The following is a 22,451-nucleotide window of genomic DNA, read 5'->3' on the forward strand; positions in this document are numbered from 1 at the left end:
CGCCGCGCATAACCGTACCGGAGGGCCGCCTCAATCGAGGTCGATGTGTTCACTTCCTGGAGGCACATCGTCCCGCCCGCCGTGTCGCTCGCTCCCGGCGGGTGAGGTATCCGCGTCCCCGTGCGCGGTTTTGGCGTCATCCCGTGTCCAGCGCTGCTCCTGCCCGATGACCGCCGCACGATAGGCCGCGAGCAGCTCGGACCCGGCGCTGGCGAGGTGGTCGAAGACATCGGGATTGCGCTCGATCACGGGCTCCACGGCGGCCTTCGCCTGCCCTATGAGCTGCTGGACGACGCCCTGGGTGGCCAGGCCCGCGATCGGGCCTTGAAGTGAGGAGAGCTTGTTGGTGACGGCTTCCGCCAACTTCCGCAACTCTTCGGCGGCACTGCCCGGGGGCTGTCCGTAGCGGGCCCGTCGCCGTGCGCGTTCGGCGGCGAGGTCCTCGGCGCAGGCACGCTCCCACGCTCCGGGGTCGGGCGCCGCCTTGGCCGCGCTCTCGTTGTCCGTTCCCTGGCCTGGTTCGCTGTTCGGCCCGGTCGCGGCCCCGGTCGCGTCCGGGCGCTCGGTGGCATCGCTCATGGCAGACTCCTGCGGCGGTGCGGCTGGCTGATCGGCACGGTCGGCCCGACCGGCCCGGCCTGTTGTGGCCGTCGTTCCCGACGTTACCCGAATGGCGGTGCGCCGTTCAGAGTGTCCTGGGCCACTGGCCCGGATCGGGTGCGAAGCGGACCCGGAGCTCTCCGTCGCGCAGCTCCGCCCCGGAGACGGTGCAGCGACGCAGGGCGGACGGCAGGGACAGCACGCGCCGGAAGTGTCCGACGCTGACGACGAGTTCGTCGCCGCGCCGCACCAGCCCGAGATCGTCGCGTTCGGCGCCCTCCAGCGGCAGCCGCCACACCAGCAGGCCGTCGTCGGTGATCCGGTCCTCGACGGTCCAGGGATCGGCGGCGGGCTGGTCCGGCCGCTCGTCCGGGGCGCCGATGGCGTCGGCGAGCAGGCCGAGGTCGTCCAGTCCGCGCGGATCGCGGCCGAGGTGGGGCAGTTCGCGTACGGGAACCGGGCGGATGCCGTTCTCCTCGTACGACGTCCTCAACTCCTTCAGCGCGGCTTGCTGTTGGCCGGAGGCGGCGGCGAGCCAGGGATCGGCCGAGCCGGTGGGCAGCAGCTTGTTGGCGATCACCGCGTCCACCCGGCAGCCGTGCAGGGCGAGACCGGCGCGGGCGGCACGCAGCGCTCGCGCGGCGAGCGGCCCGGGTTCGGCGACGAGCCGTACGGTCACGGGTTCCGCCTCGGTCACCCGCCGCACGGCGGCCAGTTCGAGCTGCCAGCCCTCGACGGCTTCGTACAGCCGCTGCGCGGGCGCGGGGACGCCCGCGAGCTGCGCCAGGACGGGGCGCAGCGCGCGGGCCGCCTGCCGCTCGGGGGGCAGCAGACGGCGCAGGTAGCGGCTGACCTGTTCGGGCAGGGCGAGCAGCGCGACCGCGTCGGGGGCGGGCGGCATGTCGACGACGAGTACGTCCCAGGCGGCGGGTTGGCCGCTCTCGCTCCGGTCACCGTCCGGCTGGGCGCCTGTCGCGTTCTGCCGCTCGCGGGCGTCGCGCGCCCGCTCATGCGCGGTCCGTACGGCGGAGAGCAGGGCGAACGCCTCCGCGCCGGGAAGCTCGGTGGACTCCTCCGGCTCCAGGGGGTTCGCGCCGAGGAAGTCGAGGACGGTGCGGGCACGTTCCTGCACGGCGGTCAGCTCGGCGCGGAAGTACTCCCCGGTGGCGACGCGCGCCGCCCACAGGCCGGGGGCGGTCTCGACGGGCGTCGTCCAGGCGGCGCGCCCCGGGGCTTCGCCGGACGCCGCGCCCGGTGCGTACGGAGCGCGCGACGGCGCCCCGGTCCCGGCCGCGTCGCCGTCCGTCTGGAACATCTCGTCGAGCACACCGCCGCGGTCGGTGGTGAGCAGCAGGGTGCGGCTCCCGGAGCGGGCCGCCGCCAGGGCGGTCGCCGCGGCGACCGTGCTGCGGCCGCTGCCGCCGAGGCCGGTGACGAGGATGGTGCGCATGTGCCGGTCAGTTCGCAGTGCCGCTCTCCACACGCGTCTTCAACCCCGCCAGCGCCCGGTCGATGATGACCTTCTCGGCCTTGCGCTTGATCATGCCGAGCATGGGGATCTTCACGTCCACGGTGAGCTGGTACGTCACCTCGGTGCGCTTGCCGCCGTCGATCGGGGCGAGGCTGTACGAGCCGTCGAGCGAGCGCAGCATCTGGGACTTGACCAGCGACCAGCTCACGTCGTTGGGCCCGGACCAGGTGTACGCGAGCGTGTGGTCGTCCTTGATCGCTCCGGCGTCGAGGAGCAGCCTTACCTGCTCGGCCCGGCCCTGGTCGTCTTTCGCGAGGACTTCGGCCTCTTTGACCTCGCCGGTCCACTCCGGGTAACGGTCGAAGTCGGCGATCACCCCCATCACGTCGGCCGGGGCCGCCTCAATCGTGATGCTTGAGCTGGTGTGTTCCGCCATCGCCGTGGCTCCTCCATACCGGTCCGCCGCCTCGTGTCCCTGCCGCTGAAGGCTACCGCGCGTGGCTCGAACGGCAGACCGCCGGTGACCGGCTGGGCGGCGGGGCACTCGGCCGGCGCCCCAGCGGCCGCCCAGCGGTGGGGCGGCGGGCCGGAGCTCAGCGGGCGGCTGGTCACCATTCGAGTGCCCAGGGCGTGCCGGTCGACGCGAAGTGGCCCACGTTGACGCACTCCGTGGCGCCAATCCGCATCCGGCGGGCGAGGGGCTGGTGGACGTGGCCGAAGAGGGCGTACCGGGGCCGTGTCGCGTGGATGGCGTCCAGGAGGGCGGAGCTGCCGCGCTCGAAGCGGCGGGCGACCGTGTCGTAGCAGAGCTCGGCCACGTCGGGCGGGATGTGCGTACAGAGCACGTCGACCTCGCCGAGGGCCGCGATCTTCGCGGCGTACGTCTCGTCGTCGATCTCGTAGGGGGTACGCATCTGTGTGCGCAGCCCGCCGCCGACGAAGCCGAAGACGCGGCCGCCGATCTCCACGCGTTCGCCGTCGAGGACGGTGGTCCCGGGTTTGACGTAGTCGGGCCACAGACTCGGGATGTCCACATTGCCGTAGGTGGCGTACGTCGGAGTGGGAAAGGCCGGGAAGAGTTCGGCGTACTGCCTGCCCACGGCCGCTTCGATGACGGCCTCGCGTCCGCCCGCCGCCTCCACGGACGCCCAGAGCCGACGCCCGAGTTCACGGGCCTCCGCGAACCGGCGCGCGGTGCGCAGCTCCACGATGCGGTGCGCGTTCTCCACTCCGAACAAGTCGGGGAAAATGCCGCGCGAGTGATCCGCGTAGTCCAGGAAGAGCACCAGATCGCCGAGACAGATCAGGGCGTCGGCACCGTCTCCCGCCTTTTTGAGAGCTTGACTGTTGCCATGCACATCACTGACCACGTGGACTCGCATGCGGGTCACTTTAAGCCCGTGAGACCTCTCGCTGAAAGCGTCCCTCACCTGCGGTTATTTCCACGCCGACCGGCTTTGCCACTACCCTTCGCAAAGGAGCCGCACGATGTGTGACGCATAAAACATCTAGGCGCGACCCCCTATCCCGGAGGCCATACCGATGGGTAACGTCCGGGCAGCCCCACACTCCCCCGCCACCCCCGCCTGATCTTGGACCGCAGCCGACGTAGCACGCCACAGTGACGTGGCGCCGGCGCCCGACGAGGAGCAGCAGTCTTGCGCGAGTTCAGCCTTCCGGCCCTCTACGAAGTACCGGCCGACGGCAATCTGACGGACCTCATCCGGCGCAACGCCGCCCAGCACCCGGATGTCACGGTCCTCGGCCGCAAGGTCGGCGGTCGCTGGCAGGACGTCTCGGCCGCCGCCTTCCTCGCCGAGGTACGAGCCGCGGCGAAGGGCCTGATCGCCTCCGGCGTACAGCCGGGCGACCGGGTGGGCCTGATGTCCCGTACCCGCTACGAGTGGACCCTCCTCGACTTCGCGATCTGGAGCGCGGGCGCGGTCACCGTGCCGGTGTACGAGACCAGCTCGGCCGAGCAGATCCAGTGGATTCTCGGCGACTCCGGTGCCGTGGCGTGCCTGGTCGAGACCCCTGGCCACGAGGCCGTCGTCGAGTCCGTACGCGACGGACTGCCCGCCCTCGCCAACATCTGGCAGATCGAGCGGGACGCGGTCGCCGTCCTTGAGGCGGCGGGCCAGGGCGTCACCGAGCAGGCCGTGGACGAGCGCGGCTCGTTGGCGACCGCGGACTCCCCCGCCACCATCGTCTACACCTCGGGGACCACCGGCCGCCCCAAGGGCTGCGTGCTGTCGCACCGCAGCTTCTTCGCCGAGTGCGGCAACGCCGTCGAGCGGCTGAAGCCGATCTTCAAGACCGGCGAGTCCTCGGTCCTGCTCTTCCTCCCCGTCGCGCACGTCTTCGGCCGGCTGGTGCAGGTGGCCGCCGTGCTCGCGCCGATCAAGCTCGGCCACGTCGCCGACATCAAGAACCTCACCGACGAACTCGCCACGTTCCGGCCCACCCTGGTGCTCGGCGTGCCGCGCGTCTTCGAGAAGGTCTACAACTCGGCGCGGGCGAAGGCCCAGGCGGACGGCAAGGGCAAGATCTTCGACAAGGCGGCCGACTGCGCCATCGCGTACAGCCGCGCCCAGGACACCCCGGGCGGCCCGTCGCTCGGCCTGCGGTTCAAACACAAGGTCTTCGACCGGCTGGTCTTCAGCAAGCTGCGCGCGGTGCTCGGCGGCCGGGCCACGCACGCGATCTCCGGCGGCGCGCCGCTGGGCGAGCGGCTGGGGCACTTCTACCGGGGCATCGGCTTCACGGTGCTGGAGGGATACGGCCTGACGGAGTCCTGCGCGGCGACCACGTTCAACCCGTGGGACCGGCAGAAGATCGGCTCGGTCGGCCAGCCGATGCCGGGCTCCGTGGTGCGCATCGCGGACGACGGCGAGGTGCTGCTGCACGGCGAGCACCTGTTCAGCGGCTACTGGAACAACGAGGCCGCCACCGCCGACGCGCTGTCCGACGGCTGGTTCCACACCGGTGACGTCGGCACTCTCGACGAGGACGGCTATCTCACGATCACCGGCCGTAAGAAGGAGATCATCGTGACGGCGGGCGGCAAGAACGTCGCCCCTGCCGTCATCGAGGACCGCATCAGGGCGCACGCGCTGGTCGCCGAGTGCATGGTGGTGGGCGACGCACGGCCGTTCGTCGGCGCGCTCGTCACGCTGGACGAGGAGTTCCTGCCGCGCTGGGCCGAGGAGCACGGCAAGCCCGCCGGTGTCACCGCCGCCGAACTCCGCACCGACGCCGATCTCCTGGCCGAGGTGCAGCGCGCGGTGGACGACGGGAACGCAGCGGTCTCCAAGGCCGAGTCGGTCCGCAAGTTCCGCATCCTGCCGACCCAGTTCACCGAGGACTCGGGCCATGTGACGCCGTCGCTGAAGCTGAAGCGCAATGTGGTCGCCAAGGACTTCGCCGACGAGATCGAGGCCATCTACCGGGGCTGACCGGTGCGGTGACGCCCGCGGTCTCCGGGGGCCGGGGCCACCCACGCCGCCGCAAGGGCCGGGTTCTCCCGGCCCTTGCGGCGTTCGCGCATCCGTTTCCGTAGCGCCTCCGCCTCGGTGTCCGGCGCCGAGGCGGTGACACCGGCACCGGCGCCCGGAGCGGCGCCACACGCGGCGCGGCGCGCCGCCCTCACAGCAGCGCGCTCAGCCGGTCCGCCAGCAGGTCCCAGCGCCAGCGCTCCTCGACCCAGGACCGGCCCCTCGCGCCCATCCGCCGCCGCAGCCCCGGGTCGTCGAGGAGGGCCGTGATCCGGTCCGCCGCGTCCTCGGCGGAGCCACCGCGCACCACCCACCCCGTCTCGCCGTCGAGCACGGCGTCCGGCGCGCCGCCGGAGTCCCCCGCGACGACGGGAAGCCCGGTCGCGGACGCCTCCAGGTAGACGATGCCGAGGCCCTCCACGTCGAGGCCGCCGCGCCGGGTGCGGCACGGCATCGCGAAGACGTCGCCCGCCCCGTAGTGTGCGGGCAGTTCCTCCGACGGCACGGGGCCGGTGAACCGCACGGAGCCGGTCACGCCGGTCTCGCGCGCCAGCCGTTCCAGCTCGCCGCGGTACGGGCCGCCGCCGACGATCAGCAGCACGGCGTCGGGCACCCGGCGCAGGATGCGCGGCAGCGCCAGGATCAGCGTGTCCTGCCCCTTGCGCGGCACGAGACGGGAGACGCACACCACGACGGGCCGCTCCGCCAGCCCGAGCCTGGCCCGGATCTCCTCGCCCCCTGAGCCGGGGTGGAAGGTCTTCTCGTCGACGCCGGGCGGGAGCTGGACCATGCGGGCGGCGGCGCGCTCGGTGAGCGCTCCGGAGATCTTGGAGCGGGTGTACTCGCCGAGGTAGGTGACCGTGTCGGTTCCCTCGCCGATCCGGCGCAGCAGCTGCCTGGCGGCGGGCAGCTGGGCCCAGCCCGCCTCGTGGCCGTGCGTGGTGGCGACCAGCCGTCCGGCGCCCGCGGCGCGCAGCGCGGGCGCCATCAGGCCGAGCGGGGCCGCCGCCCCGAACCACACCGAGGAGCAGCCGTGCCCGCGCAGCAGTTCCGTCGCGCGGCGGGTGACCCGGGGGGTGGGCAGCAGCATGGTCGTACGGTCCCGGACGACGGTGAAGGGCTGCGCGGCGTCGAAGCGGGCACACGCCGCCGCGCCCTCCTGGCCCCGCTTCCAGGTGCTGGCGTACACGACGACCCGGGCCGGATCGAGGCGCAGCGCGATGTTGTGCAGAAACGTCTGGATGCCGCCGGACCGGGGCGGGAAGTCGTTCGTGACGATCAAAGTCTTGTCCATCGCCGCAGAGAGTACCGGCTACGGCAGACCCCACCGGCGCACTCCGCTGACGCGGCCCGACCGCGCCGCCGCGAGCACGGCGAGGCACTGCAGACCGGCGCTCACGGCCATCGCCAGGCACACCCCGGGCAAGCCGAACCGCGACAGGCCGTACGCGAACGGCAGTTGGACGACCGCTCCGGCCAGCGTGACGCGCAGCATCAGCGGGCTGCCGCCGCTTCCCTCGAAGAGGCCGCCGAGCGCGATGAAGCAGGACAGGAACAGCAGATACGGGCCGAGGCACCGCAGGAACAGCGCCCCGTGCGCCGCCACGTCCGGTGCGGCCCCGAAGGCCCGCATCACCCAGGGGGCGGCGATCAGCAGCAGGACGGCGGCGGCCGCCCCCAGCCCGGCGCCCAGCAGCAGCGCCTGCCGTCCGATCGCGGCCAGCTCCGCCGCGACCGGTGACCGGGGGCGCACTCCGCTCCCCGCCTCGGCGCCCAGCGTGCGCGCGGTGTGGATCGCGGCGGCCTGGCGCACGGCGTAGAAGGCCATCGTGGCCACGTACATCGCCTTCGTGGCGATGCCGTACGCGGCGACCTGGGTCACCCCGAGCCGCGCCACGATCGCGACGAGCGCCAGCGAACCGGCCATCCGCACCAGGAAGTCGGCGGACATCGGCAGCCCGGTCGCCGCTGTCCTGCGCAGCGCGGTGACCGTGGGCGTGGCGGGGCGGACGCCGCGTGCCTCCCGTACGAGCCGGTTGCGGCGCAGCGCCAGGCACCCGGCGGCCAGCGCGACCGACCGGCCGAGGACGGTGGCGACCGCCGCGCCGCGTACGCCCAGTTCGGGCAGGCCGAGCAGGCCGAAGATGAACAGCGGGTCGAGGACGAGGATCAGCGCGTTGGCGAGGAAGGCGAGCCGCATCGGTGTGCGGGTGTCGCCCGCGCCCTTCAGCACGCCGTCGAGGACGTTCTGGGCGAAGAAGACGGCGATGCCGGGCAGGGAGACCGTGAAGTACCCGATGGCGAGGGCGAGCACGGGCCCGTCGCGGCCGCCGAGCACCAGCCGGGCGAGGGGCTCGCGCAGCGCCCAGCCGCCGATGGCGACGGCCGGGGTGAGCAGCGCGCACAGGGCCCAGCCGCCCCGGACGGCGGCGCGCAGGGCTGCCGGGTCGCGGGCTCCGGCGGCATGTGCGACGAGCACGGTGGTGCCGGTCCCGGCCATCAGGATCACGCCGAGCAGCAGGTTCTCGACGTTGGTGGCGACGGCGACGGCGGCGACCGCGGCTCCGCCGAGCCGGGCGACCCAGACCATGTTGACGATCCCCGCCACCACCCCGGCCAGCAGCTCGAAGTAGACCGGGAAGGCGAGCTTGACGAGCGTCTCGCGATGGCCGTTGGGCGCCATGCCGCGCCGCGCCCCACGCCGAGCGCCGCTGGGGCCCCGCACACCTCTCGTGATCTTCGAACCCCTCACGCCCCCACGCTCCCCACGCCTCTCACTGATACCTCGAAACGATGTACCGCGATGAGAGGTATCATGGGAGGCGACCACCGGGCAAGGGCGGACGGGCGCGACGAAGGGACGGCGTACGGGGTGCTGGAGCTGACGATCCTCGGCTTTCTCCATGACGAGCCGCTGCACGGCTACGAGCTCAAGGAGCGCATCAAGGGGCTGAGCGGCCATGTCCGGCCGGTCAGCGACGGCGCCCTGTATCCGGCGATCAACCGCCTGGTGAAGAGCGGTCTTGTGGAGCAGCGCACGGAGCCCGGTACGGGCGCCGCCCCGCGCCGCATCCTGTCCCTCACCGGCGAGGGCCGCGCGGCGCTGCTGGCCCGCCTCCGCGCGCCGAAGGACGTCGAGATCACCGACGGCCAGCGCTTCTTCACGCTGCTCGCCTTCCTGCGGCTGCTGCCGGACCCGGCGGAGCAAGCCGCCGTGCTGCGGCGGCGCAAGGCGTTCCTGGACGCCCCGGCGAGCTTCTTCTACCGCGACGGCGAGCCGGTGCGCGCGGAGGAGGAGAAGGACATGTTCCGCCAGGGGATGCTGCGGATCGCGCGGGCGACGGGCCAGGCGGAGAAGGCCTGGCTGGCGGAGGCCCTCAGCGCACTCGCGGAGACTGGCTGACCCGCCCCCACGAGCCGCCCGCCACACCCGCGCGCCGGGGCGTCAGGCCCGCCGCTCCCGGGCGGCCGGAGCGCCCGCCCCGGGCGAACGGAGCGCTCCTTGTGCGGGAGCCGCCGGCCTCAGCTGACCGTCCCCCGCGGACGCGGCTCCGCGCGCAGCTGGTCGGCCAGGTAGGCGCGCCAGCGCTTGACGAAGGCGGCTTCCTCGATGCCCAGTTCGCTGCGCAGCGCGTCCCGCACCGCCCCGGGGCGGTCGTCCGCCCGGCCGACGGCGCGGTAGAAGTCCACCAGTTTCCGCTCGCCCCACTGGTCGGCGATCATGCGGCAGGCCAGCCAGCCCTTCTCGTACGCCTGAGCCAGCATGTTGCCGTTGCCCGTGAAGCCGAAGTCGTCGTCCCCTGGCAGCTCGCGAGGCAGGGCGCCGGTCTCCACCGCGCGGGTCAGCTCGGGCGCCACCTGCCGGGGGAAGGTCTTGGTACGCCGGTAGCCGATCCAGTCGGCGAAGCCCTCGGAGAGCCAGAGCGGGGTGGCGGCCGAGGTGTGGGTCCTGGTCGCCACGTGGGTGGTCTCGTGGGTCATCACGACCTGGCGGCCGAGGTCGCCCAGAATGCCGTACGCCTCCGGGTTGATGATCACACGGTCGGCGGGGACGGTCCCGGCGCCGCCGATCTCGCCGGTGGTGACGGCGGCGATGCCCCGGTAGCCGGAGGCGGAGCCGCCGAGCAGGGCGGCCATCTCGTCCAGGGAGCCCGGCACTTCGACGACCACCCGGCCCGCCCAGGGCTCGCGCCACGCTCCCTCGACGGCGGGCACCGCCTTGTCGGCGGTCTCCGCTATGGCCCGCAGGGAGCGGCGGCTCTGCCCGACGCCGAGGACCAGACTGCGCTTGCCGTGGATCACGGACACGGCGCCCTGGTCCCACAGGTGCTCGCCGGTCTTGGCCGCTGACGCGGAGGAGGAGCGGGAGCCGCCCGTCGCGCCCCCGTTGCCCGGCGCCTCGTCGGCGGCGACGTACCAGCGGTCGTTCCGCTCGGCGAGCGTGAGCCGCTGCGGCGTGCTGACGGGCGCGGTGTCGTATCCGGAGAGCTGGTAGCGGAGTTCGACCTGGACGGCGACTCTGCGCCCTTCGCCCAGCACGGGCGCGAAGCCGCCCTTGCGGACGAACCGGTACTGCCAGGCGCTCAGCGGCACCTCGGTCAGGTTGTCGAACATCTTCCGCTGGTCGGTGCGGAACCGGGAGGCCGCGCGGTCCACGGTGGCGAGAAAGGCCCTCTCGTCCCGGTCGCGTACCGCCTCGGCGCGCCGCGCCAGCATCCGTTCTATGCCCTTGACGTCCGGGTCGGGGCCGGCGGGATCACCGCCCCACCCGACAAGCGTGGCAAGTCCCGCCAACCCCGCCGTCAATGCGACAAGAACGGCCGCCACACCGCTGACCGCCCACCGTCCACCCCACCGCCACCTGCCCGCCACATGGTCGATCGTACGGGCTGACGGTGCGGGACATCAGGTGACCTGAAGCCATCTCAGGGACGGGTGATGGAGGACACGGGCATCATCCCGACGGGGTCGTAACGCACCCTGGCCCCGGGGTACGGGGCGTGGATCACCTGGCCGTTGCCCGCGTACATCCCCACATGACTGGCATCGTCCCGGTACACCACCAGATCACCCGGCTTGGCCTGACTGAGCGACACCTGGCGCCCTGCCCCGCGCTGAGCTTGCGACGTGCGCGGGATGGCGACTCCGGCCCTGCCGTACGCCCACTGCGTCAGGCCGGAGCAGTCGAACGCGTGCGGACCGGCCTGGCCCCACGCGTACGGGGAGCCGACGACCCGCTGGGCGGCGAGGAAGGCGGCGCCCGCCCGCGGCGAGGACGCCGCCACGCTGGAGGCGCCGGGCCCGGCGGCGTCCCGGCGCGAGCGGTCGGCGCGGCCGAGTTCCGCGCGCTCGGCGCTGGGCAGGGAGTTGAGCACCCGCCGGGCGGCGGCGAGCTTGCGTGTCACGTCACGCTTGTGGCGGGCCACGGCCTTGCGGCTGTCCTCCAGCCTGGCCAGCTCGCCGGTGGCCTCCGTACGCTGCTGGCGCAGTGCTCGCTGCGCGGCGCCCAGCGAGCGCAGCTGCCTGAGCTGGTGGTTGCTGATGCGGTCCAGCGTCGCGGCCTTCTCCAGGTAGCCGTCGGGGTCCTCCGAGAGCAGCAGGGTCAGGCTGGGGGCGATGCCGCCGGAACGGTATTGGGCACCGGCGAGCGAGGCGAGGGCGCCACGCATCCGGTTGACGCTGTCCTGGCCCCGGGCGACCCGGTCCTGGATGGCTTCTACGCGCGTGCGCAGCCGGTCGGTGTTCTCCTTGGCCGAGTTGTATTTCTCGGTCGCCAGCTCCGCCTGGTGGTAGAGCCGGTCCACCCTGTGCCTGGCGGCGCCGGCCGCCTCGGCGGTGCGCGCGTCGGCGGGGGCGTCCGTCGGGTCGGCCCCGGCCGGAGCGCCGGTCAGCGCCACGGCGGAGGCCGCGAGGGCGACGGACAGCACGGTCACCCGGATCGGCCGGTCGTGACTGGCTGGCGAGGTACGGCGATGGGACACCACTGGAGGCCGCACTCCCTTCCGCTGGGGCGGTCCTCCGCGCCCACGGACGGGCGTACGACTGGTCGGAACCGCGCGCGGCAGACAGTAGCCGGGCGAACACTCCGGGTCACGAACCCGCTCGTCGGCCATCTCGCGGCGCCCACCGCGCGATTCGCCTCAGGCGCAGGTCACCGACGGGGCGGGCGGTCAGCGGGAGTTGCCGTGATTCGCCCGAACGGGCGCGCCGGAGGCGAGCGTTCAGCTTCCGGTCCGCGACTGCCCGACAAGGCCCGCGGCACACAGCGGCCACGCGGCCGCCACCGGGCGGTGGCGGCCGCGTGGCCGGGTGTACGAGCGTGCCGAGCCGGCGTGCGGTCCGCGGGTGCGGGGACGCCTCAGACGCGGACGCCGAAGGCGAACGGCATGTTGCCCATCGCCTCGAAGCGCACGTTGGCACCCGGCTTCGGCGCGTGGAGCACCTGGCCGTTGCCCGCGTACAGACCGATGTGGTGCAGGTCGTCGTAGAAGAGGACCAGGTCGCCCGGCTTCAGTTCGCTCTGGCCGATGCGGGTGCCGTTGTTGGCCTGGGCCTGGGAGGTGCGGTCCAGGGAGACTCCGGCCTGCCCGTACGCCCACGAGGTGAGGCCGGAGCAGTCGAAGGAGCTCGGGCCCGTCGCGCCCCACACATACGGGGAGCCGATCTTGGTCTTCGCGGCGGCCAGCGCGGCGGCGGCGCGCCCCGATTCGGGCGCCTCCTTGCCGAGGTCCACGCGCTCGGCGGAGGAGCGGTTGGCGCGCTCCTCCTTCTTGGCGATCGCGGCGCGCTCCTTGGCGTCCAGCGTGTTGAGCAGCGCCTGAGCCTTGGAGAGCTTGCCCTGGATTTCCTTCTTCTTCTCGCCCAGCGCCTCGCGCGTCTCAGCGAGGTCCTTCAGCTTCGTCGACGCCTCTTCGCGCTGCTGCTTGAGCGTGCGCTGCTTGTCGCCGATCTTCTTGAGCGAGCCCGCCTGCTTGCTGCTGACCTGGTTGAGGGTGGACGCCTTGTCGAGGTAGTCGTCCGGGTCGGAGGAGAGGATCAGCTGGACGGACGGGTCCACACCACCGGTGCGGTACTGCGCGGTGGCCATCGAACCGAGGCCGTTGCGAAGGCTGTTGAGATCCTCCTGGCCGCGCGCGACCTTGTCCTGGAGCGTGTCGACCTGCTTTTCGAGCTTGTCCTGTTTCTCCTTGGCCCCGTTGTACTTCTCGGTGGCCTGCTCCGCCTCTTCGTAGAGCTTGTCGACCTGGGCCTTGACGTCTTTCTTGGCCGGCTTGGGGTCGGCGTGCGCAGCCTGGGAGGTGAGAGCGACGGCAGCGGCGGCGGTCGCGGTGAGCACGGTTACCCGAGTGCGGCTCGGCTGCTTGGGTCGACGGTGGGACGCCACGAAGGCGAGCTCCTTCTTCCTCCAGCCGCCTACCGGGTGGTGGGGGTTTGTCAGACCCCGGCTCCGCTTTCCGGACTCCCAAGGCTCTGGGGGCCGGTGACGCGGATCGGCGGTAACCCCGCTGTCACCCCGGATGGGTGATCAACCGCGCGAGGGTTCGAGCCCTGACCTTAGTGACCTCGCCGTGATCCGTTCAAACTCACAGGGAAAAATCTTGGTCACCAGGTGCATCTTTTACCAACATCACACCCACAGTAACGCTTACTTGACTCTAGGCTCACCAACCGACCGGAGTTAAACGGCAGTTGTCCGTTCTTGGTAATGATCGTCATGAAGTTGACCGTTTCAGTCGTAGGTGCGACAAGATGACCGGCTATCAGATGCGTGGGACACCCCACGGCATCTCGCCGCGCCCTCTCGGATATTCCCCCCGCCCGTGGTGCACGCGGTTGACGCCGCAGGCCCGAGCGCGCCAGACGGGGCTACGGGGCGGCGCCAGCGGTCTCATTCCGCTTCGGCGCTCCGCACCCGGCACCCGCCGCGTCACGGCCGCAGGCGCGCCCTCACGCCCAGCAGGCCCGCGCGCATGCGGGACACGCGCACCGGGCGCGGAGAAGCGCACAAAGGCAGGCACTCAGTGGCAGGCGCACAGAAAAAGGCGCACCGAGAGGATTCCGGAGCGCCTGGGAAGACGTGGACGCGCGAAGTTCAGGTCCGCGCGAGGCGCTTGAGCAGCAGCGCCGACGCCACCGGACGCGCCCCGGCCCGCGCCACGCCGTCGGCCACCTCGCGGTCGGTGGAGACCACCACGACCGGGCGGCCCGGCGGTTCGGCCCTGACCAGCTGCCGGATCAGCTCGTCGGCGGTCACGCCCGGCTTGCTGAACATCACCCGCACCCCGCGCGGCGGGGCGAGCAGCACCGGGGCGGCCAGCTCAGCGCCGTCGAAGACACAGGTCATCTCGGCGCCGGTCTGGGCGGCGAGCACCGCGAGCCCGCCCAGCAGCCGCAGCCGCTGCTTCTCCAGCGGCATCGTCGGATAGCCGGTCTTCGTGACGTTGTAGCCGTCCACCACCAGATGCGCCTGGGGCAGCGCGAGCAGCTGGTCGAGGAGCGCCGGGTCCATGTCGGACAGCGCGCGGGTCGCGATGTCCTTGGGCGTCATCTTGCCCGGCTCCACCGCCTCCACCGTGTCGGCCGGGTGCATCGAAGCGGGCGGCAGCGCGAGTTCGCGGCGCAACCCCTGGGCCGCGTCAAGCACGGTGTCGAGCAACAGCCGCAGCCGCATGTCCTCCACGCTGCGCCCCTCGCGCACCGCGCGGCGGCTCGCCTCAAGCGCCGCCTCGGTCTCGGCGAGCCGGGTCTTGAGGCGGCGCGCCTCCCCCTCCGCCTGCGCCTGCTGCGCCGCGGCCACCGAGCGCTGGGATTCCAGCTCGGCGGCCGACTTGCGCAGCGCCGCCTCGCCCCGCTTGACGTCGCTCAGGGCGCTGCGCAGCTTGCGCTGCGACGACTCGGCCTCCTTGCGGGCCGCCTCCAGTTCCGCTCGCGCGCGGTCGGCGTCCGCACGCGCCGCCGCGCGCACCTGGTCCAGCTCCTCACGAAGCTGCCGCAGCTCGTCCAGCGCGCGGGCACCCGCGCGCTCGGCGTTCGCCCGCTGCGCCTCCTCGCCCGCGGCCTCGACGAGCTTGACCCACCCCGTGGGCCGCAGGATGTAGGCGAGCGCGGCGACGTCCACCGGGTCGGCGGCCGCGGGAGGCGAGCCGTCCTCGATGGCCCCGGCCAGCTCGGCCTGGGTCTCGCGCAGCCTGGCGGCGATCCGCTGCCGGAAGGCGGGGGTGGTCGCCACGGCCGCGGCCATGGCGTTGCCCGCGAACTTGGCCCTGCGGGTCGGGGTGAAGCGGGCGTACTGTCGCAGCTGCGGCGGGAGTTCGGCGATGGTCAGCCCGCCGAAAGCGTCGGCGACGAGCGCCACGACCCGGTGCCTGACGCCCTCGGGCAGCGGGCGGTCGAGCGCCTCGGGAGCCTCCCCAGCGCCTTCGGCGCCGCCGGAGACCCCGGCGTCATCGACCGCTTCCGGGCCGCTCGTCCGCTCCACCACCTGTCACCGCTCCGTTCTCAGGCGCTCGCGCCCGGGCGGTCCACCAGCTCGATCTGGTCGACCGCGTTGCACCAGCGGCAGCGCACTGACTCAATGGTCTCACTGACCACCTCACGCTCCTCGGTCCTCGGCTCTCCGGCCAGGTCGAGGTGGACGTACTCGACGGCCTTGGTCGACCGGGTGACGTCGAAGCGGGTGAGGTTGCCGCACAGAGTGCAGCGCCAGCGGGTCTCGGCTGTCGGCTGGGGAACGGCCATGGTGTCGTCGTCCTCATCTTCTTCGCGTGTTCCGTCGCGTGCGTACATCGCGTACCGCGTCTGCTGCCTCCGGGAGCGCCCGGACCCCACCGCTGTGCGCCGTCGGACTGCGGGAGTGCTCTTCGTAACCCTACGGCCTGCCGGGGGGCGGGTGTGGGCGTGCTGGACGGAGGGAACGCGGCGAGGCGATCTGCGCGTTTTCTTCTCGTACGAGATGATCTGCGCATGTTCAAGAAGGCGGTGTCTCCTCTCAGCCCACTGGTGACATATGCCCTCATCGGCGTCTGCTGTCTGCTCTTCCTGGCAAGCCCGGTGGGCGGCCTTTCCCCGGCCTACGGCACGGGTGACGACCTGGTCCGGGCGCAGGCCGGCTACTTCCAGCGGTGGGGAGTGGTGCCCGCCGAGCTGTGCGCCGCGGACTCCGCCCGCGTGGTGCTCACCCCGCTCACCGCGCTCTTCGTCCACGGCAACTGGCTGCACCTGCTGGGGAACCTGCTCTTCCTCTACGTCTTCGGCGGCATGGCCGAGGCGCGCCTTGGCCGGGCCAGGTTCCTGCTGTTCTACCTGGCCACCGGCTATCTGGCGCTGCTCGGCTTCGCCGTGGCCAACGGCGGCTCGGCCCAGCCGCTCGTCGGGGCGTCGGGGGCGATCTCCGGTGTCCTCGGCGCTTTCCTCTTCCTCTTCCCGAGGGCGCGGGTCACCAGCCTCTTCCCCTTCCTCTTCTTCCTGCCGCTGCGCTTTCCGGCCTGGCTGGTGCTGCCCTTCTGGTTCACCCTTCAGTGGCTGGCGGCGCGCGGCAGCGGGCCCCGTCCCGGTGTCGCCTACCTCGCGCACCTCATCGGCTTCGGCATCGGTTTCCTCTACGCGTGGGCGCGGCCGCACGGCCGGACTGGTGCGGCGGAGGCCACCGGGCCTCCGGCTACAGTGAAAGGGCCAGCCCAGGCGACCGAGGGAGACAGCCAGCCGTGATCACGTCGATCGTGCTCATCAAGACCAGCGTGGACCAGATCCCCGAGATCGCCGAGAAGATCGCCGCGCTGGAAGGTGTCAGCGAGGTCTACTCGGTCACCGGCGCGCACGACCTGATCGCCATGGTGCGGGTGGCGCGGCACGATGACCTCGCCGACGTCATCCCCGGCCGGATCAGCAAGGTACCCGGCGTCTCCTCGACCGAGACGCACATCGCGTTCCGTACGTACTCGCAGCACGACCTGGAGGCGGCGTTCGCGATCGGGCTCGACTCCTAGCGCGCACCCGCCCGGCGGCACCCGGCCCTCGCGGCCCGGCGAGGAAGGCGCCAAGCCCAGATGAGTAAATCTTCATGGAGCCTTCATGGGGACCGTGCGTCACCCAGCGCATCGTGGCGCGCATGGCCTTCTCCCACCGCCTCGCCACCCTCACGGCCGTCGTCGCGATCCCGCTGGGCATAGCCGCGACGAGTTATCTGCTCACCGACAGTCCCGAGTCGCCGAAGGTCCCCTCGAACGTCGAGCTGGACAGCGGCTCCCCCTCGCCTGGTGGCTCCGGCGCGACGCGGCACCCCGCCCCGAAGCCGGGCACCAGCGCGACCGGTGCGGCCGATGAGAGCCCGGCACCGTCCCGCGACGCCCCCTCCCCCGCCGCGCCCAGCGACGAGGCCGTGCCCCAGCCGCCCGCCACCGACGGTTCCGCCGATGACAGCTCCTACGGCAACAACGACAACAACAACGGCGACGGCGACGACAGCGGCGGTGGCGGAATCGGTGGCGGAAGAGGCAGCCAGGACGACGACGGGGCCTCCGACGACGACGGCCCCGGTGACGACGGCTGACCCGGCCGTCCCCCGCCGCCGGATATCGGCCCGGGTCCGCATCCTGCTGTGGCTGCTGCTGGTGATGACCGTGGCGCTGGCCGCCGTGGCCACCACCACCCGCTCCATCCTGCTGCGCGACACCCACCAGCGGACCACCGAACTGCTCGCCCAGGAGGCCGGGGAGTTCGCCAACTTCGTGCGACGGGGTCAGGACCCGCGCACCGGTGCCCGGTTCACCGAGCCGCGCCGGCTGCTCAAGGTCTTCCTGGAGCGCCAGTACGCCGACCCGTACGAGGAACTCCTCGGCCTGGTCCACGAGCCCGCCGGGCCCTCGGTGATCCGCCAGAAGCGCGAGATCCCCACGGAGCTGCCGGTCTACCGGGACAAGCCCGCCCTCGCCGAGATCGCGGACGCCGCGGGCAACACCGGCACCCTGCACCGGGAGGAGGGCGAGGTGCGCTGGGCGAAGGTGGCCATCAGTCCCGGGCGCGGCGCCCCTGACGGCACATTCGTCGTCGCCTTCCACGCCGACCGCGAGCAGGACAGGGCCGATGACGTCTTCCAGACCCTGCTGGCCATCTCCGGGGTCGCACTGGTGATGATCTGCGGCATCGGCTGGGTCGTGGCGGGCCGCATCCTGGCCCCCGTACGCCTGGTCCGTACGACGGCGGCGCAGCTGACCGAGCAGGATCTGACCCAGCGCATCCCGGTGCGCGGCCGCGACGACATCGCGGCGCTGGCGGAGACCTTCAACGCGATGCTGGACCGTCTTGAGCGTGCCTTCGGCGCGCAACGGCAGTTCGTTGACGACGCGGGCCACGAGCTGCGTACGCCCATCACCATCGTGCGCGGCCATCTGGAGCTGATGAACACCGCCACCGACGGAGCGGCCGAACGGGAGGAGACGGTGCGGCTGGTGACCGACGAGCTGGACCGGATGAGCCGCATCGTCGAGGATCTGCTGCTGCTCGCCAAGGCGGAGCGCCCCGACTTCGTCCTGCCCGCGCCGGTGCAGCTCGCCGAGCTGACCGCCGATGTCTTCGTCAAGGCGCGGACCCTGGGCGACCGGCGCTGGGAGCTGGCCGAGGTGGCCGGCGGCGAGGCGTCGCTCGACGCGCAGCGCGTCACCCAGGCCATGGTGCAGCTCGCGCAGAACGCGGTGCAGCACACCGTGCCCGGCCAGCGCATCCGCATCGGCTCCCGGCAGGGGCACGGCGGCCGGGTGGAGCTGTACGTGGCGGACAGCGGGCCAGGCGTACGGCCCGAGGACGCCGAGCTGATCTTCGAGCGGTTCCGCCGCGGTACCGCCAGACGCGGCGCCAGGGGCCCGGGAGCGCCGGGCGACAGCCACGGCGGCGGCGCCGGGCTCGGCCTGTCCATCGTCAAGGCCATCGCCGAAGGCCACCGCGGGCACGTCGAACTGAGCGCCTCCGACTGGGGAAGACCCCGGACGGAGCACCCGGACGGCTCCGCCCCGGAAGCGGCACCCGGCACAAGGCCGGGGGCAGCCTCAGAGGCGGGCGCCACCTTCACCCTGATCCTGGAGGAGACGGCACGATGACCCGCATTCTCATCGCCGAGGACGAGGAACGTATCGCCGCCTTCGTGGACAAGGGGCTGCGCGCCAACGGCTTCACCACCACCATCGCCGGGGACGGCGACACCGCCGCCGACTACGCCCGTACCGGCGGCTTCGACCTCGTCATCCTCGACATCGGGCTGCCGGGCCAGGACGGCTTCACCGTGCTGCGCGTGCTCCGTGAGGCCCGCGTCTCCACGCCGGTGATCGTGCTGACCGCGCGCGACTCCGTACGCGACACCGTGGCCGGGCTTGAGGGCGGCGCCGACGACTGGATGACGAAGCCGTTCCGCTTCGAGGAGCTGCTGGCCAGGGTCCGGCTGCGGCTGCGCACCGCCGCCCGCGCCCCGGAGGTGACGGTGCTGCGCAGCGGCGACCTCACCCTGGACCTGCGCACCCGGCGGGCACGGGCCGGTACGGAGCTGGTGGATCTGACGGCACGGGAGTTCGTCCTGCTGGACCTGTTCCTGCGCCACCCGGGCCAGGTCCTGTCCCGCGAGCAGATCCTCTCCCACGTCTGGGGATACGACTTCGACCCGGGCTCGAACATCGTGGACGTCTACGTTCGCGCGCTCCGCAAGAAGCTGGGCGCACGGCGCGTGGAGACGGTCCGCGGCATGGGCTACCGGCTGCCGTGAGCGGGGCTGGGGGCTGAGCACGGAGCACGGGCCGGAGTACGGGCACGGGGGCACGGGGCACGGGGCACGGGGCACGGGGCACGGGGCACGGGGCACCGTACCGGTGGTGCCGCGCCCGCCGACCCCCCACAGCACACCACCGTCACGGCATGAAGTTCCCTTCATCAACGCCTCATGGACGGCTCACCGGGGCCACCAAGACTGACGGCTGTGACCCTCACCAGCCGTCAAGCGGCCGCCCTCTGCGCGGCGTTGAGCCTGTGCGCGGTCCTGGCGGTGCCGGGCAACCTCCCCGGCCTGGGCCAGGACGCCAGAATCACCCTGGCCGTCTTCGCGCTCGCGACGTGCGCGTGGATCGCCACCCCGGTCGATGACACCTATATCGCGCTCGCCGCCGGACTCGTCCTCACCGCGACCGGGGTGATCAGCGGCGACACCCTGTTCGGCACTCTCGGCGACGCCACCGTATGGCTGCTCATCTGCGCGTTCGTCCTGGCCGCCGCCGTGGCGGGGAGCGGGCTCGCCGGGCGGGCCGCGGCGTTCTTGGTGAGCGGGGCCCGCACCGTACGCCAGCTCGTCCACCTCACCACCGCCGCCCTGGTCGCCACGGCCTTCGCCGTCCCGGCGACCTCGGGCCGGGCGGCGCTCGCGCTGCCCGTCTTCCTGGCCCTGGCGCAGGTGCTGGCAGGGCGCGGACGGCTGGTGGTGATGCTCGCGCTGCTCTTTCCGACCGTCATCCTGCTGTCGGCCATGGCCACGCTGATCGGGGCGGGCGCGCACCTGATCACGGTGTCGGTGCTGTGGGAGACCACCGGGGAGGACATCGGCTTCACCCGCTGGCTGCTCCTCGGGCTTCCCCTCGCCATCGTCTCCTCCCACCTGGGCGCCGAGGCCGTGCTGCTCACCACCACGGCCAGGGTCGACCGGAAGGGTTCCGTACGGATCACCGCCGAGCAGCTCCAGGAGCACACCGAGCAGCCGGTGACCGGTCCGCTCTCGCCCGGTGAGACGCGGTGCGCGCTGCTGCTGGGCACGGTGGTGACGCTGTGGTGCAGCGAACCGCTGCACGGGGTGCCGCCCGCCGTCGTCGCCCTGATCGGGGCGATGGTGGCGGCTTCCCCCGCGCTGGGCACGGTGCGGCTCAAGGACGCGTTGGGGACCGTGCCCTGGTCGCTGCTGCTGTTCATGGCGGCGACGATGGCGATGGGCGTGGCACTGGCCGAGTCGGGCGCCGCGCGCTGGCTGGTGTCCGGGCTGCCAGGAGACGGTGCCGTCCCGCCGTGGCTGTTCCTGGCGGCGGTGATCGTGGTCAGCACCGCGGCTCATCTCGTGCTCCAGTCCCGCTCCGCCCGCTCCAGCGTGCTGGTGCCGCTGGTGGTCGCCGCGGCGGCCGGGGCCGGGGTCAACCCGGTGGCCGCCGCGCTGGCGTCGACGGCGGCCGCCGGGTTCTGCCACACGCTGCCCGCTTCGGCGAAGCCGGTCGCCCTCTTCGCCGACATCCCGTGCCTTCCCACGTACACCCCGCGGGACCTGCTGCGGCTCTCGGCGGTGCTGGCTCCCCTGACGGCGGCGCTGGTGCTGCTGTTCGCCCTGACGGTGTGGCCCCTGCTCGGGGTCCCCCTGTGACCTACCGCCCGCGTTCCCGCCATGCGGGCGCGCGGTCAGCGGCCCTTCCCGTACGCCACCTCGCCCCTCTCACCTCCAGGGAGTACCCGTGGACCTGCCCAGCGCCCGCCCCTACCGTTTCGCCATCGCCCCCAGCGGGTTCAAGGAGTCGCTGTCCGCGCGTGAGGCCGCCGAGGCCATCGCCGAGGGGCTGCTCCGCGTCCTGCCCGGAGCGGAGACCGACCTCATCCCCCTCGTCGACGGCGGTGAGGGGACGGCGGAGGCGCTGGCCGCAGCGACCGGCGGCGAACTGCGCGCGGTCACAGCGACCGGACCGGTCGGCGACCCGGTGCCCACCCACTTCGCCCTGCTCGGCGAGGGAGGCAGAGGAGGTGAAGGGGGCGGCGGAGGCGCAGGCGCAGGCGGAGGCGCAGGCGGAGGCGCAGGCGGCCAGGGAAACCAGGGCCCAGTCACCGCGCGCGCCCCGTTGCGGCCCCGTGTCCCCGGCGCCCGCGCCGGGGACACGCCGCGTACCGCCGTCGTCGAGATGGCAGCCGTCGCCGGGCTGTCCCTGGTCCCCGCCGACCGCCGCGACCCAGGCGCCACCACGACCCACGGGGTCGGCCAGCTCATCCGCGCCGCGCTGGACTCCGGGGCCCGCCGCGTCCTCGTCGGCTGCGGCGACTCGGGCACCTCCGACGGCGGCGCGGGCGCGCTGCGGGCCCTCGGCGTCCGCCTCCTGGACGGCGCGGGGCGCGACCTCCCGCCCGGCGGCCGGGCGCTGGCCCGCCTGCGCCGCATCGACGCCTCCGGGCTCGATCCGCGCCTCGCCGCCACCGAACTGCTCGTCGCGTGCAACCCGTTCAACGTGCTCTGCGGGACGCACGGCGTGGCCCGCGTCTTCGGACCGCAAAAGGGCGCGACCCCCGCCCAGACCGAGCAGCTGGCCGCGGCACTCAGCCACTGGGCGGACCTCCTCACGCGTGATGTGCTCGGCCGCCTCCGCCCATCGGCCCGCGGCCCCGCACACCCCGGCGACCTGCGCTACGGCCCGGGAACCGGTGCCTCGGGCGGGCTCGGAGCCGGGCTCGCCGCCGTCGGCGCCCGGCTGCTGCCCCGCTTCGATGTGCTGCTCGACGGTCTCGACCTGGACGCCCGGCTGGCCCGCGCCGACCTCGTCGTCACCGCCGAGGGTGCGCTGGACCGGCAGACGACGCGCGGCAAGATCCCCGCCGAGGTGGCCCGCCGCGCGAAGGAGTACGGCAGGCCGGTGCTGGCCATCGCCGGCACCATCGGCGAGGGCGCGCACGAGGTCAGGGGCGCGGGCGTGGACGCGTACCACGGCATCCTGCCCGCCCCGGTCCCGCTCGCCGAAGCGCTGGGCCGGGGCCATGAGTTCCTCGCCGACGCCACCGAACGCGCGCTGCGGATGATCCTGCTCGGCACCCGGCTGCGCACCCCGCAGCCGCAGCCGTACTCGCAGCCGCGGCGGCGCCGGGGGCACGCCGCCCCGACCGCCCCGGCCATGGCTTGA

General features: G+C 73.0%; 20 protein-coding genes. 9 read left to right on the forward strand and 11 right to left on the reverse strand.

Features of this window, described 5'->3' with window-relative positions; genetic code table 11:
• Positions 1 to 30: 30 nt before the first annotated feature.
• The 4 genes from AC5P1B_RS16460 to AC5P1B_RS16475 form a co-directional block, all read right to left on the reverse strand.
• Complete coding sequence (locus tag AC5P1B_RS16460) at positions 31 to 579, reverse strand: DUF5304 domain-containing protein (RefSeq protein ID WP_493887891.1); 549 nt, start codon at positions 577 to 579, stop codon at positions 31 to 33.
• Positions 580 to 685: 106 nt separating this feature from the next.
• Complete coding sequence (locus AC5P1B_RS16465; RefSeq protein WP_493887892.1) at positions 686 to 2,050, reverse strand: ArsA family ATPase; 1,365 nt, start codon at positions 2,048 to 2,050, stop codon at positions 686 to 688.
• A 7-nt stretch (positions 2,051 to 2,057) separates the two neighbouring features.
• Positions 2,058 to 2,507 (reverse strand): SRPBCC family protein, encoded by a 450-nt coding sequence (locus tag AC5P1B_RS16470; RefSeq protein WP_493887893.1) that lies wholly within the window; start codon positions 2,505 to 2,507, stop codon positions 2,058 to 2,060.
• Positions 2,508 to 2,679: 172 nt separating this feature from the next.
• Positions 2,680 to 3,441, reverse strand: coding sequence for a metallophosphoesterase family protein (locus AC5P1B_RS16475; protein WP_493887943.1), 762 nt, complete (start codon positions 3,439 to 3,441; stop codon positions 2,680 to 2,682).
• A 288-nt stretch (positions 3,442 to 3,729) separates the two neighbouring features.
• Here AC5P1B_RS16475 and AC5P1B_RS16480 point away from each other — a divergent pair, with 288 nt between their 5' ends.
• Positions 3,730 to 5,526 (forward strand): AMP-dependent synthetase/ligase, encoded by a 1,797-nt coding sequence (locus AC5P1B_RS16480; protein ID WP_493887894.1) that lies wholly within the window; start codon positions 3,730 to 3,732, stop codon positions 5,524 to 5,526.
• Positions 5,527 to 5,716: 190 nt separating this feature from the next.
• Here the strand turns inward: AC5P1B_RS16480 and AC5P1B_RS16485 are convergent, their stop codons facing one another.
• Together AC5P1B_RS16485 and AC5P1B_RS16490 are read right to left on the reverse strand one after the other, a co-directional pair.
• Positions 5,717 to 6,859, reverse strand: coding sequence for a glycosyltransferase family 4 protein (locus AC5P1B_RS16485; protein WP_493887896.1), 1,143 nt, complete (start codon positions 6,857 to 6,859; stop codon positions 5,717 to 5,719).
• 18 nt (positions 6,860 to 6,877) lie between these two features.
• Positions 6,878 to 8,248 carry an MATE family efflux transporter gene (locus tag AC5P1B_RS16490; RefSeq protein ID WP_493887897.1) on the reverse strand — a complete coding sequence of 457 codons (1,371 nt, stop codon included), beginning with the start codon at positions 8,246 to 8,248 and terminating at the stop codon, positions 6,878 to 6,880.
• A gap of 189 nt (positions 8,249 to 8,437) precedes the next feature.
• Here AC5P1B_RS16490 and AC5P1B_RS16495 point away from each other — a divergent pair, with 189 nt between their 5' ends.
• Positions 8,438 to 8,968, forward strand: coding sequence for a PadR family transcriptional regulator (locus AC5P1B_RS16495; RefSeq protein ID WP_493887945.1), 531 nt, complete (start codon positions 8,438 to 8,440; stop codon positions 8,966 to 8,968).
• Between the two features lie 119 nt (positions 8,969 to 9,087).
• Here AC5P1B_RS16495 and AC5P1B_RS16500 read toward each other — a convergent pair whose 3' ends face one another.
• From AC5P1B_RS16500 to AC5P1B_RS16520, 5 genes are all read right to left on the reverse strand, one after another.
• A complete protein-coding gene (locus AC5P1B_RS16500; protein ID WP_493887898.1) occupies positions 9,088 to 10,359 on the reverse strand; it encodes a hypothetical protein in 1,272 nt (423 codons plus the stop codon).
• Between the two features lie 131 nt (positions 10,360 to 10,490).
• Entirely contained in the window at positions 10,491 to 11,549 is a 1,059-nt protein-coding gene (locus tag AC5P1B_RS16505) for a C40 family peptidase (RefSeq protein ID WP_493887899.1), read from the reverse strand.
• Between the two features lie 374 nt (positions 11,550 to 11,923).
• A complete protein-coding gene (locus tag AC5P1B_RS16510) occupies positions 11,924 to 12,949 on the reverse strand; it encodes a C40 family peptidase (protein ID WP_493887900.1) in 1,026 nt (341 codons plus the stop codon).
• Between the two features lie 708 nt (positions 12,950 to 13,657).
• Complete coding sequence (locus AC5P1B_RS16515; RefSeq protein ID WP_493887901.1) at positions 13,658 to 15,046, reverse strand: NYN domain-containing protein; 1,389 nt, start codon at positions 15,044 to 15,046, stop codon at positions 13,658 to 13,660.
• A 17-nt stretch (positions 15,047 to 15,063) separates the two neighbouring features.
• Positions 15,064 to 15,303 (reverse strand): hypothetical protein, encoded by a 240-nt coding sequence (locus tag AC5P1B_RS16520; RefSeq protein ID WP_493887946.1) that lies wholly within the window; start codon positions 15,301 to 15,303, stop codon positions 15,064 to 15,066.
• Positions 15,304 to 15,528: 225 nt separating this feature from the next.
• Here AC5P1B_RS16520 and AC5P1B_RS16525 point away from each other — a divergent pair, with 225 nt between their 5' ends.
• The 7 genes from AC5P1B_RS16525 (at position 15,529) to AC5P1B_RS16555 (ending at position 22,451) form a co-directional block, all read left to right on the forward strand.
• Complete coding sequence (locus AC5P1B_RS16525) at positions 15,529 to 16,272, forward strand: rhomboid family intramembrane serine protease (protein ID WP_493887902.1); 744 nt, start codon at positions 15,529 to 15,531, stop codon at positions 16,270 to 16,272.
• The gene (locus AC5P1B_RS16530; protein WP_493887903.1) at positions 16,269 to 16,550 is read left to right on the forward strand and encodes an Lrp/AsnC ligand binding domain-containing protein; all 282 of its coding nucleotides are present in this window, start codon (positions 16,269 to 16,271) and stop codon (positions 16,548 to 16,550) included. Before AC5P1B_RS16525 ends, AC5P1B_RS16530 begins: the two co-directional genes overlap by 4 nt.
• 74 nt (positions 16,551 to 16,624) lie before the next feature.
• A complete protein-coding gene (locus tag AC5P1B_RS16535) occupies positions 16,625 to 17,113 on the forward strand; it encodes a hypothetical protein (RefSeq protein WP_493887904.1) in 489 nt (162 codons plus the stop codon).
• Complete coding sequence (locus tag AC5P1B_RS16540; RefSeq protein ID WP_493887905.1) at positions 17,100 to 18,656, forward strand: sensor histidine kinase; 1,557 nt, start codon at positions 17,100 to 17,102, stop codon at positions 18,654 to 18,656. Before AC5P1B_RS16535 ends, AC5P1B_RS16540 begins: the two co-directional genes overlap by 14 nt.
• Complete coding sequence (locus AC5P1B_RS16545; protein ID WP_493887906.1) at positions 18,653 to 19,312, forward strand: response regulator transcription factor; 660 nt, start codon at positions 18,653 to 18,655, stop codon at positions 19,310 to 19,312. Before AC5P1B_RS16540 ends, AC5P1B_RS16545 begins: the two co-directional genes overlap by 4 nt.
• Before the next feature lie 210 nt (positions 19,313 to 19,522).
• Entirely contained in the window at positions 19,523 to 20,938 is a 1,416-nt protein-coding gene (locus AC5P1B_RS16550) for an SLC13 family permease (RefSeq protein ID WP_493887907.1), read from the forward strand.
• A gap of 88 nt (positions 20,939 to 21,026) precedes the next feature.
• On the forward strand, positions 21,027 to 22,451 hold the full coding sequence (locus AC5P1B_RS16555; RefSeq protein ID WP_493887908.1) for a glycerate kinase family protein: 1,425 nt from the start codon (positions 21,027 to 21,029) through the stop codon (positions 22,449 to 22,451).

This window comes from Streptomyces sp. A01 (assembly GCF_059026195.1).

Excerpts from the sequence above, each read along its gene's own strand:
- AC5P1B_RS16460 (WP_493887891.1), bottom strand. The coding sequence starts at position 579 with ATGAGCGATGCCACCGAGCGCCCGGACGCGACCGGGGCCGCGACCGGG.
- AC5P1B_RS16465 (WP_493887892.1), bottom strand. The coding sequence starts at position 2,050 with ATGCGCACCATCCTCGTCACCGGCCTCGGCGGCAGCGGCCGCAGCACG.
- AC5P1B_RS16470 (WP_493887893.1), bottom strand. The coding sequence starts at position 2,507 with ATGGCGGAACACACCAGCTCAAGCATCACGATTGAGGCGGCCCCGGCC.
- AC5P1B_RS16485 (WP_493887896.1), bottom strand. The coding sequence starts at position 6,859 with ATGGACAAGACTTTGATCGTCACGAACGACTTCCCGCCCCGGTCCGGC.
- AC5P1B_RS16490 (WP_493887897.1), bottom strand. The coding sequence starts at position 8,248 with ATGGCGCCCAACGGCCATCGCGAGACGCTCGTCAAGCTCGCCTTCCCG.
- AC5P1B_RS16520 (WP_493887946.1), bottom strand. The coding sequence starts at position 15,303 with ATGGCCGTTCCCCAGCCGACAGCCGAGACCCGCTGGCGCTGCACTCTG.
- AC5P1B_RS16525 (WP_493887902.1), top strand. The coding sequence starts at position 15,529 with ATGTTCAAGAAGGCGGTGTCTCCTCTCAGCCCACTGGTGACATATGCC.
- AC5P1B_RS16535 (WP_493887904.1), top strand. The coding sequence starts at position 16,625 with ATGGAGCCTTCATGGGGACCGTGCGTCACCCAGCGCATCGTGGCGCGC.
- AC5P1B_RS16545 (WP_493887906.1), top strand. The coding sequence starts at position 18,653 with ATGACCCGCATTCTCATCGCCGAGGACGAGGAACGTATCGCCGCCTTC.